The following is a 13,906-nucleotide window of genomic DNA, read 5'->3' on the forward strand; positions in this document are numbered from 1 at the left end:
GTCGATCAATAAAGCCCAAAAATGGATTCGATAATCCGCGCCGAAAGAATGACGAGCGGACTCATGATGGTATTGAGGATACCGGTGAACATCAGCAGCAGCAAAATCGGGAAGCCCCAGCGCTCAAGCTGGGCAAACTTCCAGGCCAATCGGTGCGGCAAAAGACTGACCGCAATGCGCCCGCCATCGAGCGGCGGCAGCGGCAGGAGATTGAGCACCATCAGCACGCAATTGACGATGATGCCGGTCTTGCTCATTTCGGAAAGTGGCACGGTGTAGTCGTTGACCGGCAGGGCCCAGGCCAGTTTGAGCATGAAGGCCCAGCAAAACGCCATGAAAAGATTGGCCGCCGGCCCGGCAATCGCCACCCAGAGCATGTCGCGTTTGGGATGGCGCAGACGGTTGAAATCGACCGGCACCGGCTTGGCATAACCAAACAGGAAGGAGCCACCGGAAAAAAGCAGGATGACGACCGGGATGATGATGGTGCCGACCAGATCGATATGGCGCAGCGGGTTGAGCGTGATGCGCCCGGCCAGCCATGCGGTCGGATCACCAAAATGGCGCGCCACGTAACCATGCGCCGCTTCGTGCAGCGTGATCGCAAAAATCACCGGCAAGGCGGCGATGGCGATGGTCTGAATGATCGCGTTAAGATCGGCCATGAGTCAGGTCAGTCCAGGCCGAACGGCTCGAGCGAACCGCGCCCGGCCCGGATCAACTCGGGCGAATCGCCGGTCAGATCGATGATGGTCGTCGGCTCGGTGCCGCAATGACCGGCATCGAGGATCAATTCCAGTTGATCCTCCAGACGATCCTGGATTTCCCAGCCCTCGGTCAGCGGCTGTTCATCACCCGGCAACTGCAGCGTACAGGTCAGCAGCGGCTCACCCAGCTCTTCCAGCAAGGCCAGCGCCACCGGATGATCGGGAATGCGCAGGCCGATCGTCTTGCGCTTGGGATGCAGGACGCGCCGCTCCAGCTCCTTGCTGCCTTCGAGAATGAAGGTGTAGCTGCCCGGCGTCGTCGCCTTGAGCAAACGGTATTGCGCGTTATCGACACGGGCATAGGTGGCAATTTCAGACAGGTCGCGCACCATCAATGTCAGGTGATGCCGCTCATCCATCTGGCGAATCTGGCGGATACGATCCAGCGCGCTCTTGTCGCCGAGATGGCAACCCAGGGCGTAGCAGGAATCGGTCGGCAAGGCGACGATCGCGCCATCGCGGATGAATTCGGCCGCCTGCACCAGCAGGCGCTGTTGCGGCGTATCGGGATGAATATTGACTACACGGGCCATAAATTAAGCAATCAGACGCCAGACCGGTTTCAGGTCTTCCGGCAATTGGGGGAGTCGACCGAGATCGACGTAACTTTCTTCCGGCCCGTGAAAATCCGAGCCGCGCGAGGCATGCAGCGCAAAGTGGCGGGCCAGGCGGGCATAGTGCAACACATGATCCGGCGAATGGCTGCCACAGACGATTTCGATGCCGCGTCCGCCGAGGTCCTTGAAGTCTCCAAGAAAACGCCGCATGTCGCTGTTCGAAAGCGCCTTGTAGCGGGCCGGATGCGCGACCACGGCGACACCGCCTGCCGCTTCGATCCAGCCGATCGCATCCTGCAGGCTGACCCAGCGGTGATCGACATAACCCGGCTTGCCCGGCGTCAGATAGTACTGAAAGATACCCGGCACATCCTTGGCGATGCCGATCGACACCATGTAACGCGCGAAATGGGCCCGCGAGATCAGGCAGGAATTGGTCGCGTAAGTCAGCGCCCCTTCGTAGATGCCCGGCATGCCGATTGCCGCCAGCGCATCGCCCATGCGTTTCGCCCGCTCGACGCGGCCTTCGCGCAAAGCGGTCAGGCCACCAACCAGCGCCGGGTTCGCCGCATCAAAGCCCAGGCCGACGACGTGGATCGGTACACCGTTCCATTCGATCGAAATCTCGACCCCGTTGCAGAAGCGCATGCCGGCCTCCTCGGCCACCGCTCTCGCTTCGACCAGGCCGCCCAGATCATCATGATCGGTCAAGGCCCAGAAATCGACGCCATTGGCGGCCGCTCGCCGCGCCACCACGGCGGGCGGCAACAGACCGTCGGAAACCGAGGAATGGCAGTGAAAATCGAAATTGGCTGGAGTCACAGGCAGGGAACGCAATGCAAAGCGGGAGTTTATCACGAAGGCCGCCCTCGCCCGGCACGCCTTGTGCACCGCAGCAGGTTGCCTCGCATCCGGCGACCCGTTATAGTGCCACCCGTTCCATGGGAGAGCGCAGATCAAGTCTGCCGCCGAAGGCGCAATTTCACCCGAAAACGCTCAGGCAAAAGGACCGTGGAACCAAAGCATGGCTTGCCATGCTTTGAAACTCTGGAGAGCGGCGTTAACAGCGCCCACCGATGGGGCAAATCTCTCAGGTATCGAGGACTAAAGAACACCTGAGAGCACACATGTCCATAAAGACTCCTCTGCTGCCCTTGCTACGGGGCGTATACACCAATTTTCTGCTGACTCTCCTTGACAATATAACTACGACTGCTATGTTGTAAGTAACAGATTAATTTTCGTAGTTATACAAATGAGCACCTACAGACTGATTGTCGACGTTGACCCGCATGGTGAGCGATGGGCCATGCTACTGAATGAAGATGGAATGCCTGCGTTCTATCCAAATTTGTTCAACACATGCAAATTGAGAAACCGGAGGCTTTCCACCTCTACGCAGGAACAGTTCCTGACTGCCATCAAGATTCTTAATGAAACCTGTGATGCGCAGAAAATTAATCTGATCGATCGTATTAAACGGCAGCGCTTTTTAACGACAGGTGAAGTCGATGCTATTAGTGATGCATGCCGAACAAAACGACGAGGCGTCAAAAAAAATAACATTTTGTCGCTCAAAAATGGTTACACGAAACCCAAGTTAAAGGTTGCAGACAGCACCCATTACTTATATCTGAGCCGTATTGCGGATTATATTAAATGGTTGAGCGAAAAGCTTCTGGACACTCATGGACTGACCTTGGAAGCAAACAACCAGATCAACTCCCTTGTCAAGGCCATTCGCTCAAGAGCAATGCGATCCGCTACGAGAAATTTGGATGATGAAGCGCTAAAGGGTATTAGTAACGCACAAGAAGAAAAATTATTCGAGGTACTACGTCCAGGTTCACCAATGAATCCATTTCGAGATCCAGGTATTCAATTACGTAACTACCTTTTGGTCAAACTACTTCGAGTCACGGGAACACGCCGTGGTGAGGTGCTAAACCTGAGGGTCTCCGATATTGACTGGGAGAAATCTCAAATCAGCATCATCCGCCGTGCCGATACGCCACAAGATCCAAGATCACGGCAGCCTGTAGTAAAAACAAATCAGCGTATTTTGCCCGTAACACAAGAATTTCTTGACGAAATTCGGGCTTATATCGTTCAGGTCCGCAAGAGTATTCCCAACTCCCACGCTCACCCATATCTTCTGATTTCACACAAAAGCGGCCCAAATGAAGGTCTTCCCCTTTCATTGTCGAGCATACAGGAAATATTTTCGACGCTGCGACGAGCACATCCGGAACTCAACTTGACAGCCCATGACTTGCGACATCGCTGGAATGAAAAGTACAGCGATGCCATGCATGCGCAAAACAAAATCAGCCACATCGAAGCAGAGGAACTTAGAAACTATCTGGAAGGCTGGAGCCCAGAATCCCAGATGGGAAAACGCTATAACCGGAAATGGATACGCGAAAAAGCTCATGAAGCGATGATTAAAACTCAAGAGGAAAAAGAATTAAGTTTACAAGCAATCCGTACAATCAACCCGAGCCCCGATCATGGATGATTCAATATTGCTTAGATCGGATGCACCTCCCTCCTCCGCAGGAAGTAGGACTCCTTCCCAAAGCGCTGAATGGCGAGAGGCAAAATCTGGAAAAACCTTCGACCTTCATTCAAACAAATGGCCACTGACCAGCAAATCCAATCTGAACGTTGAACCGATACGTACGCTAATCGGCTCAAGTGTACTAGTAGATGGAGCTATCAGGACACTTGCTCACCGAGTTGAAACGCAAGCTGCTGCGTATTGCGAAAGCCTTACAAAAGTCCTGATCAGATTTCTCGAACACTCCCAACAGCATCTCAATGGCGACGTGATTCCTGAAATCGCTGTAATAAATTTCAAAGAACATTGCTTTAAACGCGACGGTCACGATGGCAATGGGATGGAAAAACTCCGTCCATTTATCAAGCTATGGCACTCCCTCGGCTATTCTGGCTTATCGGACAATCTGATATATCGCCTAAATAGCTGGCGACTAAAGGGATATGAGCAACATGTCCGCGTAAATAAACGCGATATCGATGCGGGGCCATTGATGCCGGACGAGCAAGCAACTCTTGCTATCGGAGCATTAAATGCATTTGAATCTGGCTCAATATCCTTGACCGACTATTCTATTTATCGACTATTTGATCTATCAGGACGTCGCCCGGAACAATTTATTCAACTAAAACTCAAGGATCTGGACGACAGTCGGATTGAGGACTCTTTCGAAAAGCACCCCACAAGGCAATTAAATTTGCTTCATATACCACGAATTAAAGGTGGCCGCCGCTGGCGGGAACATTTTCGAGCGATTCCTCTTCCAAATGACACTTGGAATCTATTAGTTATACTTCGCACCGAGATACTGAGACGATTTGACCAACATCTACAAGAAGCAGGAATTATCCTTCAAAGCGTCGACCTAGAATCAATTTACTCACAACTACCATTATTTCCGGGATGGAATCGTATTACCAGATCATTGGAAACTGCCCGTGAGCACATTGAAAATGGGCAGCATGGCAAAGCATTAGAAAAGCTTAGGGAAGACTCCGAGTCAGACGCTTGGGAAACGGACTACCAGAACATATGGATATATCTGAAAAATACCATTGAGGCAGCAAAGGTCAGTAATCGATCTGGCAACAAACTCTCTGCTTTTCCAACGCGATTCCGATACACACTCTGCTTTAACTTGGAACGTCAAGGCTGCCCACCCGAGGTCATCGCACACAACCTCGACCACGACTCGCTCTCCGCCCTTCCCAGTTATTCAAAAAACGGTGCCGACAAGGCTGCTAGACTAAGCAAAGCCGTGGCTTTGAGTATGAAGCCCATTGCAGCCCTATTTCAAGGCACCATCGTCGATGGAGAATGGTGCGCCGTGGGTGGTGACGATCCAGCCAATTCCCGCCTGCTAATCCATGATGCACAGCCGGGCGCCACTTGTGCGACCAAGCGCTGCGGAATTAGCTCAATTCCACGTGCGTGCTACAACGGTTGCAAACATTTTCAACCTTGGGTTGATGGGCCCCATGAAGCATTCCTTGAAGAACTACTGGAGGAACGAGAATTCAATTTAACGAACCTCGACCCCATTGCTGCCCGATCCATAATCGAAGCTACCGATACATTGATCCTGGCTGTCGTCACTGTGATACACATGTGCGAGAAAATGCGTAAGGGATCTGCCTCGGAAACAACAAATTTGTTCGCGACTCCTCGTTCTAGAGGTAAAACAAAATGAATGGTCAACACGGACAAAATATCAAAAGCCACGTAAAGCTCATCGAGCAAAAACGCGCAGATCTAAACGTAAGCCAGTTCATCCGCGATGCAAAATCATTGGCTGCAATGACTCCGGACCAAGATTGGGAATCCAATCATTGGCAGAGAATCGGCACATTTACAACCCAAGGGGCAATAAAAAACGGAAAGCTGGGCACACTCTCCAACTCCCCTCTGCACCCAAATTTCATCGATTTTGCAAAGGCTTATATTCGGCATCGAGAAAGTGATAGCCCAAGCCGTCATAATCGAAAAATTGATCTGCGGGCGCTCAGGCTTGTGGAGAAATCGCTCACCCAAGCGGGCATTGATCCACACCCTCGTAATATTTCACTGCATATCCTGAATCAGGCAGCAGAGATGTGTTCGCAGATTTCACAATCAAAAGGTTCGCAATACAACACGGGGCGTGCGCTCCAACAACTTGCCTCGCTGTTGTACCAGAAATGTCTGACCGACTACTCTGTCGCATCATTCTCAAACCCAATTGCCGTTCCCCGACAACTGCACCTGAAGCTGGGCGACGAGGCCAACGAACACCGCAAGCGCTCATTGCCGGATGAAGATGCCATATCGGCGATCGCATCCATTTTTGCCAAAGGTTTTGATCTCACAACCCCAAAAACGCACACAGATGTCTATGTAACGAGCTGTATCGTCCTCCTTCTAGCAGGATCGAAGCGCGGAGGAGAAATCCATGAACTGGAAATTGATGCCGAGATTGAAGAACCGGACACAGAAGGAAATTTACAGTATGGATGGCGCTTTAGGTCATTCAAATCCAAGCAGAACGCCAGTCGGATTGCTTGGTGCATTAAAGCCATGGAACCTCATGCTCGCAAAGCATTCCATCGCCTACAAGAGATAACCAGGGAAGGAAGAGAATTTGCAAAATACGCAGAGGATCAACTAGCTCTTCGAGCAGCAAACCCGAATGCCCCTTTGCGATTTTATCGCCATGCCAATTGCCCAAATGTTCCCGACGACAAGCCCTTGTCCCCGCTGGAAGTCGCTAACGCACTGGGTTCACAATGCACCACAGAAAAAAATGCGAAGGCAATTTTAAAACAAAAGGGACTTAGTACCGGCCATGGCGATCACACGCTGAATAGCCTCTGGCTCTGGGCATTGAGTCGCTTACCGACGGGTTTTCCCTATGTAAAGGGCGCTAATAACAAGCGCCTGAAATACAGCCGAATGTTGTTTTGCATGCATCCATTTCAGATGAAACGAGATGCGACAATCAACCCTCTCTCCGTCTGGTCGCCCAGCCTTGGCTCCTTGCGCGACAGGCTAACGGGAAGCGAAACCCTTCCATCGATTTTTGAATACCATGGCGCCAACGCAGAGGATGGCACACCACTTCGTCTGAAATCACACCAGATACGCCACTTACTCGACAAACTAGCTCACGAAGGCACGGGGGATACCTTTCTTGAATCCTCATTTATCAATCAAATGGCCGGCCGTGCCAAATCCTGGCAAGGCAGAACCTATGATCACTCAAAGCCAGAAGACAAAGCAGAATTAGTCCGCAACGCTCTTGAACAAGCAGGAATCGAAACGGCAGTAATATCCCTGCCAAGGGGCAATGCGGAACCTGTAGCTGCCCAACACTGGTCAGTCCGCTTAAAACCCCGTAGCGTCGCCGATCTAGACATAAGCTACCGTAGCGCAGTTATCAGCACGCTTTACGGTAGCTGTGAGCATGACTGGCTATTGCAGCCCTGCCAGAACCAACGAGACTGCCTGAATTGCCAGGAGCATTTCTGCATCAAAGGCGCCGGCAAGGATGACCAAGAACGCTTCCAGCGACTGGAGCAATTACTTCTCAAAGTCATTCACCAGCAAAGTCTGGCTCAAACTTCAGTGACCAAAGGCGAATACGGTGCAAAACACTGGTTCGATTTTCAAACTGAGTACAGGCAACGCATTGAAGAACTCATTCGCTTATTGAAAGACCCGCAGGTCGCAAACGGTGCGGAAATTCGACTTGAGCGACCGAAGGCAAACACCCATTTGCATCGTGTTCTACAGCAAAAAGCTGTTCATGCCATCGACTACACGCTGGAAGAGCAGCCAGCGATCGATAGTCTATTGGCAGCCTTTAGAGAAAATCGGGCACTTGAACTCAAAAATACTACGCTGCCACTACAAGGAGAGATTCATGGCACGTAACCGCGTATTCACTGATTACGATATCGAAGCGATTATTACCCTCATTCGAGACTGGCCGAAGGAAACAATCGCCTGGCGAGAAGTATGCGACAAGGCCAACTCCATACTTGGCTATACCCCCTCGCGCCAAGGACTCAGCCAACACGAAAAAATCCTGATCGCATTTCAGGCCAGAAAACGTAATCTTCATGTACAACCGCAAAAATCGGCTCCGACCCCGTCCAGCCTCGCCATTGCGGCTCAACGAATCTCAAGACTTCAATCCGAAAATAGCGAGCTGGAACTACAAATTAAAAAACTCCGGCACCGTTTCAGGATTTGGCAATACAACGCTCATGCTCGAAACATGACAGAAGCTGATCTCGATAGACTATTACCGATTATCGACAAAGAAGTAGCAGCATCAGAAAAAGACGAATATGGGAGAGTGAAATAGGGGGTGCCCACACTACAGGTAGTACCCCTTACTTTACCCTCCTAGCCAGCGGCTCAATACAGGATGGAGGACGTCACCTGTTCAAACTCCGTTCTATCGCAAACGATCACAGTCCCGGTAGCAATTGCCTTTTCCGCTCGTCCGGCTGAAGCAACTGTCTACTTCAATCTTGCATGCGTTGTAGGCGCGTTGTTTCGCATTGAAATCAGAGTACTCGGCGGCGGACTGGGCTGAAGATTGCTCGCGGGAAGACCAGCGCAGATTCGAAGCCGAGGCGGCACAGCGGGTAGCGGGCGGCGAGCAGCAGGGTGTAGTGCATCAGAACCCCAAAGGCGGCGGGATGCCTGCCAGGCATCCCGCCGCAGTCCGGGGCTGCGCCAGAAGGCCGTCGGCGGGGTTTTGCTCAAGTGGCCGGCGGCCAGGGTGCGGAGCAAGGTGGATTCCATGTTTTTCAATAGCTCGATGGAAAGCCCTTGGCCTCCAGCATGGCGCGGATACGTTGGTACTCTTCTCGATCCTCGCGCCGCAAGCGTTCGTTTTCTATCGGGTCGTCAGAAACACGAGGGCCAAAGGGGGAGATAACTTCGAGGCGCTCCGACGAACCGTCTTCGTAGATCCGGATGTGCTGATCACCGGCAATGCGGTGGCGCATGTAGAAGTCGAGGTATTCGCCCCGCTCATCCTGGCCGAACAGATAGGTAACAACATCCCCATAGCCGTAATCGCCATCGTCGTCATCGCCAATTCGACCACGGCGGCGGTGCAGCACGTCGTCATCGGGCAACTGGTGGCCGAAGCGGCTAAGCATGTTGGCGAAGGTGGTTTGCAGAAGGGCGAGTGGCTTCTCTGATTCCGGCGTGTCGTTTTGCATCGCTCTATCGGTTCCTTGTGGCACTAACCTTCTTGTCAGCATTGTCGGCACGAAACTTCTGAACGCCTGTAGCCACGGGTCTCTTCGGCGTGTGTTCTGTGACATTGCTTATGCAAATGTTAGTAAATCAGGCGACTGAAAACCAACTTGCAATGTGCTGCCAAAACATACTGCCGAGAACCGACGTCATGAGCCCGACAAGAAATCCTAAAAATAGATCGAACATCCACTTTCTTCTATTATTTTCCGCTAGACCAACAAGCCTTAGCCTGTCAGTCAGTGCAAATATTTCCGCTCTTGTCCTGTTTTTTTCTAGGCTAAGTCTCTCAATTTCTAGCTCGATGGAATCTATCTCTAGACGCCGCGCCGCAAGCTCTATTTTTGTCTCTTCAATTAATGAAGACGTATCTCTCACTGGATGAGAATCGAATTTTTCTTGGTAACGCCTCCGCACCCATTTTAAGTAGCGGTTTGGATTTCTGTACACATCAACTGAGTGCAAAACTCCCGCAATTGGTATGGCAATTATTCCCATCCAAAACATTATATCTATTATTTTCATCGAACCACCTTAAATTCGACAGATTCAAGTTTTAAGAACAGAAGAGCGGAGCCGACTTACTGGTGCGGTATCGCTCTTAACCAATGTTAGTCCGCATAGCAATAGGGGCTCGATCCCGTTCTTTCCACCGATGAGCTCCTGTAGCGCAGCTCGGGGCTGCACCAAAAAGCGGAGGGCTATCAAATACCTCAACAATATGAACAGAGGCATGTGTAGCCGCGCGATGCTCAATTTGATCGTATTATGTAGCCTCTCAAATGATAAATAGCAAACCTCTTTCTGCTCTCAAAGCTACCCGCATGCTTTTCAGCTGACGCCCGTGCATTACCAGTAAAGGAGTAGTAATTTCCATTATTAATGTAGCTAACCAGTGCATACTGGTTAACTAGCCCACTAGGGTCATTATCAGTACATAAGCGGCGCAGACCGTAGCTATCATAAAATCCATCACAACTGCCAGTATCACAGTATTTGTATAAACCGTAATCCTTGCCAACATAACCACAATTAATGGCACCATAATTACTTCCAGCCGATTCACGCCTCCTTGCTTCCCTTTCGGCTTTATAAGCTTCATCAATGCGATGAACCTCTGCATGGCCTTTTTGCACCGAGCGACCTATCTCATCCATACCTTCGACTTCAACCTGAAGCCCCCCTGCCATTGCGCCTCCCGCGAAAACACCGGCCAGCAATAGTAAGGTTAAAAAAAACAAGCGTACGTACGAACACATTAAATTATTCATAATATATCGCCGTCAAACTCACCTTGGGCTTAACATTTCGAACTTGTTGTGTCCCACCAAGCATTTTCAAAAATGTCTTAATATCGAATAAAACATGATATCCATTTGCAGCATAAGCACTAGCTTTTTTGAGCTGGACTTTAATCGTCTTAAACTCTGGCTGCGCTTGCGTAACGCCAATGCCCATAAAAACCAGATCCACGTCCTTCTCAACAACAACATTCATCACCAGCACAATGTCGCGATCTTTGAACTTTGACATTTTTGCCTTGGGGGAAATTGCATAACTCATATGTATCTGATTGCTGGTTTCCGTTGAATCGAATTGCATGATTCCCAAGTCGTGACGCAAACTGGAAGGATCGGCTTTTTTTGCGCTCACTTTAACGCGGATATCAAAATCGCTTTCTGGCACCTGTGCTTTATCCGAGTAATCATCGCGGATCATGCGCAAAAATACACCACCGCGCGTAAATGCCCGGTTATTTTGGCCACCAGATGACTCTCCGTCAATAAAACTCACATAATTAAACCAAGTGCCGTCGGTTTCATAAGTCCAATAGTCACCCAAAGGCGTTTGTGGAAATTGTTGATGCTCAATGAGCGCCCTAACTCCACCCTCATAGCTTAAATCCCCGTATGCGTGACGCCAGATTTTATTTCCAATCTTGCCTCTATCGCCAAGACATTTGCCTTGACTATCGGATTCCAGTGCGCTTCGTCCATCGGGGCATCGCACAAGTGAATTTAATTCAGCCACAGAAGGCAGGCGCCAATCCGAATAACCAGCGTAGTCCATCTTATGGCGAACAGCCTCCGAGCGCTCAAATCCTTTTGATTTGTTTGCGCAATACTTGCCGGTCCAGGTTTGCCCCACTGAACACCGCATCCACATTAAACTCCCGATCTTTACCACCCCCCCTTGTGCCCTAGCATCGTCCTTGCTGGAATCACCGGGGCGTGAAATAAATGACTGTTGTACCGGATTATTTCCATCAAACTCAAACCCGCCCTTCCCTTCGGGTTGTTGTGCACTTGCCCCTTTGATCTGCTTGGAGGCCAGATGAGTGGGTTTGGCAACAAGACTGAAATCACCGCAACCGCTGGACATCACTTTGCCAGAAATAGTCTGATTATTCGACGAGTATTTGCCTGAGAGTATTATATTTTCTTTGTTTGGGACAGCCCCACTCGTACCAAATGAAATTTTGAATAACGAATTGCCAGCATCAACAACCCCCGTAGACTTAACAGCCACCCCGTTAGTAGCGGTTAAATTAACAACGGACTTAGCATCGTCGACAATTACATTTATCTCATAGCGAAGATCATCGCAATCAAACCACCCCTCTAGCTGGTCGGCAAAACCCGCCCCGGGGAGTAAAGCGCCAATCAATATCAAAGCATTTATTTTCATAACACATTACTCTATTGGTGCGCAACAACGAATTTCATGAAAAAATATCTGATAATTACCAACCAAAACATGGGGCCACACAAAACGCGGCACCAGATAAATGGAGATCGAAAACCACAGGTATATGTTCAAATTCTACTAAAAATACTCTCGCGAATATTAATTGTAATATCTTCTTTTAACTTTGAATTTAATTTCAAGCCGGATGAATTACGAACCCCCTCAGCAACGGGCAACGAGTACAAATAGAAATTTGTGTCCCGGAAGTTATGTACAGTTTCAATAGAAACGTTGTATCCATCATAATCACCTGAGAACTTTGCTCGATAAACCACGTATTCCTCGGCGCGAACATCATTGACTTGATGCCTTACCCCCTCTCTTTTTGCCTTGGCAAGACCTTCTTTTCCGACTTTCTCGATGTCGGATAGACGAGTTATAACAGAGGTGGAGTCATCAAGTTCCATAAGGTATACTTTTCCAGAGACGCCAACAATACTTCGAATCACACCATCATCACCAACTTTAAAATCCATTACTCTTATATTTTTATCAAACACCAGTCTTTTCAAAAGCGCACCTTCAATTGAAACCAGTTGCAACTCATTGGATACTTCAACGTCACTCATTACAACAATGGACTTCCCTTCTTTGGCAACGGCCAGTTGTTTCGACCAAGCACCTTCCGATTCAAAACTTGATACCTCCTTAAGTAGGCCATTGTCAGCACGGTAAATTCGTATAAGTGTTGTTTTTCGTTGTGGCGTTATATAGGTATGGTTTGGCGGGGAAACCACGGCAAAATCAGTGTCGCTGAGCTGCTTCATGAACCCCCAGGTTTTTGGAGTTCCAAACGGCATCGTAGTTTTTATGAGGGTTGCCCTGTTGATATCGTACAACCTTAACGTCCCTTCCCCCCCGGTCGTCATTGTTGCCAGATATTCCCCATTTTTAATGGCCAACGTCGATATAATCAACGCTTTTTCTTGCCGTTTTAAGGTTGAAATTGTATTACCGCGAGAATCCTTAACTGCAATTGCAGGCGGAGGGCAGTCAGAACATGTTTTATTTATGATTGATATTTTACTGCCATCTGGCCTTGTGTATTCAGCACCATTCCAAAACGCGTGCGCCACCGAGCTAATTGAAATAAATACCACAGCTATAATATTTTTCATACAATATCACCTTATAATCAGCAAAACCCTATCGTTTTTACATTCAATAACCGAGGTTGGCGAGACTTTTCTTCGCAGATTCATTATCTTGTTCTGCCGACTTGCGTAACCACTCCACGGCTTTTTGCTTGTCTTGAGCAACGCCGTTGCCCCTGTAGTACATGGTGCCAAGGTTGTTTTGGGCGACGGCATCACCTTGTTCCGCAGCCTTCATGTACCACTCGAATGCTTTTTTGTAATCTTGGGCAATGCCTTCGCCTTTCTCGTACATTGAGGCAAGGTTCAATTGGGCGACTACATCCCCTTGTTCCGCAGCCTTCACGTACCATTCCAATGCTTTTTTGTAATCTTGGACAACGCCTTCGCCTTTCTCGTACATAGAGGCAATGAAAAACTGAGCGTCTGAGTTGCCTTGTTCTGCAGCTTTCATGTACCACTCGAACGCTTTTTTGTAGTCTTGGACAACGCCTTCGCCTTTCTCGTGCATGATGGCAAAGAACAATTGAGCTGAAGAGTCACCTTTATCTGCTGCGGCTTTGCAATGAATAAGCGCTTCATCATACTTGCCATTATTGAATGTACTATGGCATTTCATGCTGCTCTCAGCGGCCTGCAACATTGCAAGCTTTTCAGCTTGGCTGCCAATGGTAGTTTGCGAATGGGGCTCGCTTTGTTTTGCCGCGCCCTCTACTCCCCCCATCACAAGGAATGCCGAAAATGTACCGCCTAGGATTATAAAACCAAGAACAATTCGTAATGTTTTATGCATTTCATTTTCCCTATAATATAAAAACCACTGCAAATCTATTTTATGACTAGAGTCTTATACTTCCCACGATTTTATAGGTTGAAAGTGGTAAAAATAGAAATGGTGCCAGCCCCCTAATTTTTAACCGCATGTTT

Annotated in this window: 13 protein-coding genes and 2 riboswitches; of the genes, 4 read left to right on the forward strand and 9 right to left on the reverse strand. The window is 49.3% G+C overall.

Annotated elements, in window-relative coordinates:
• Window positions 1–5: 5 nt before the first annotated feature.
• From KI612_RS10555 to KI612_RS10565, 3 genes are read right to left on the reverse strand one after another with little or no spacing between them, the layout of a single operon-like run.
• Window positions 6–665 carry a site-2 protease family protein gene (locus KI612_RS10555; protein WP_226440050.1) on the reverse strand — a complete coding sequence of 220 codons (660 nt, stop codon included), beginning with the start codon at window positions 663–665 and terminating at the stop codon, window positions 6–8.
• A gap of 8 nt (window positions 666–673) precedes the next feature.
• Window positions 674–1,300 carry an L-threonylcarbamoyladenylate synthase gene (locus KI612_RS10560; RefSeq protein WP_226440051.1) on the reverse strand — a complete coding sequence of 209 codons (627 nt, stop codon included), beginning with the start codon at window positions 1,298–1,300 and terminating at the stop codon, window positions 674–676.
• 3 nt (window positions 1,301–1,303) lie between these two features.
• Entirely contained in the window at window positions 1,304–2,146 is an 843-nt protein-coding gene (locus tag KI612_RS10565; RefSeq protein ID WP_226440052.1) for a 3',5'-nucleoside bisphosphate phosphatase, read from the reverse strand.
• Between the two features lie 110 nt (window positions 2,147–2,256).
• Window positions 2,257–2,346, forward strand: a riboswitch (glycine riboswitch).
• A 17-nt stretch (window positions 2,347–2,363) separates the two neighbouring features.
• Window positions 2,364–2,440, forward strand: a riboswitch (glycine riboswitch).
• A gap of 139 nt (window positions 2,441–2,579) precedes the next feature.
• On the opposite strand from KI612_RS10565, the gene KI612_RS10570 reads away from it, so the two are divergent.
• Genes KI612_RS10570 through KI612_RS10585 form a run of 4 tightly spaced genes read left to right on the forward strand, consistent with a single transcriptional unit; the run spans window position 2,580 to window position 8,229 of the window.
• Complete coding sequence (locus KI612_RS10570) at window positions 2,580–3,842, forward strand: tyrosine-type recombinase/integrase (protein WP_226440053.1); 1,263 nt, start codon at window positions 2,580–2,582, stop codon at window positions 3,840–3,842.
• Window positions 3,835–5,574 (forward strand): hypothetical protein, encoded by a 1,740-nt coding sequence (locus tag KI612_RS10575; protein WP_226440054.1) that lies wholly within the window; start codon window positions 3,835–3,837, stop codon window positions 5,572–5,574. The genes KI612_RS10570 and KI612_RS10575 overlap by 8 nt, the downstream gene beginning before the upstream one ends.
• Window positions 5,571–7,793 (forward strand): hypothetical protein, encoded by a 2,223-nt coding sequence (locus KI612_RS10580; protein ID WP_226440055.1) that lies wholly within the window; start codon window positions 5,571–5,573, stop codon window positions 7,791–7,793. Before KI612_RS10575 ends, KI612_RS10580 begins: the two co-directional genes overlap by 4 nt.
• Entirely contained in the window at window positions 7,783–8,229 is a 447-nt protein-coding gene (locus KI612_RS10585) for a hypothetical protein (protein ID WP_226440056.1), read from the forward strand. Before KI612_RS10580 ends, KI612_RS10585 begins: the two co-directional genes overlap by 11 nt.
• Window positions 8,230–8,680: 451 nt before the next feature.
• On the opposite strand, the gene KI612_RS10590 is transcribed toward KI612_RS10585, so the two are convergent.
• From KI612_RS10590 to KI612_RS10615, 6 genes are all read right to left on the reverse strand, one after another.
• Window positions 8,681–9,100 carry a hypothetical protein gene (locus tag KI612_RS10590; RefSeq protein ID WP_226440057.1) on the reverse strand — a complete coding sequence of 140 codons (420 nt, stop codon included), beginning with the start codon at window positions 9,098–9,100 and terminating at the stop codon, window positions 8,681–8,683.
• Window positions 9,101–9,227: 127 nt separating this feature from the next.
• A complete protein-coding gene (locus KI612_RS10595; RefSeq protein WP_226440058.1) occupies window positions 9,228–9,662 on the reverse strand; it encodes a hypothetical protein in 435 nt (144 codons plus the stop codon).
• A 227-nt stretch (window positions 9,663–9,889) separates the two neighbouring features.
• Window positions 9,890–10,408, reverse strand: coding sequence for a hypothetical protein (locus KI612_RS10600; protein WP_226440059.1), 519 nt, complete (start codon window positions 10,406–10,408; stop codon window positions 9,890–9,892).
• Complete coding sequence (locus KI612_RS10605) at window positions 10,401–11,825, reverse strand: Lcl C-terminal domain-containing protein (protein WP_226440060.1); 1,425 nt, start codon at window positions 11,823–11,825, stop codon at window positions 10,401–10,403. Before KI612_RS10605 ends, KI612_RS10600 begins: the two co-directional genes overlap by 8 nt.
• Window positions 11,826–11,953: 128 nt before the next feature.
• On the reverse strand, window positions 11,954–13,003 hold the full coding sequence (locus tag KI612_RS10610; RefSeq protein ID WP_226440061.1) for a hypothetical protein: 1,050 nt from the start codon (window positions 13,001–13,003) through the stop codon (window positions 11,954–11,956).
• 43 nt (window positions 13,004–13,046) lie between these two features.
• Window positions 13,047–13,772, reverse strand: a complete 726-nt coding sequence (locus tag KI612_RS10615) for a tetratricopeptide repeat protein (protein WP_226440062.1) — start codon at window positions 13,770–13,772, stop codon at window positions 13,047–13,049.
• Window positions 13,773–13,906: the final 134 nt, after the last annotated feature.

It is taken from the genome of Quatrionicoccus australiensis, assembly GCF_020510525.1.
Taxonomy (GTDB): domain Bacteria; phylum Pseudomonadota; class Gammaproteobacteria; order Burkholderiales; family Rhodocyclaceae; genus Azonexus; species Azonexus australiensis_B.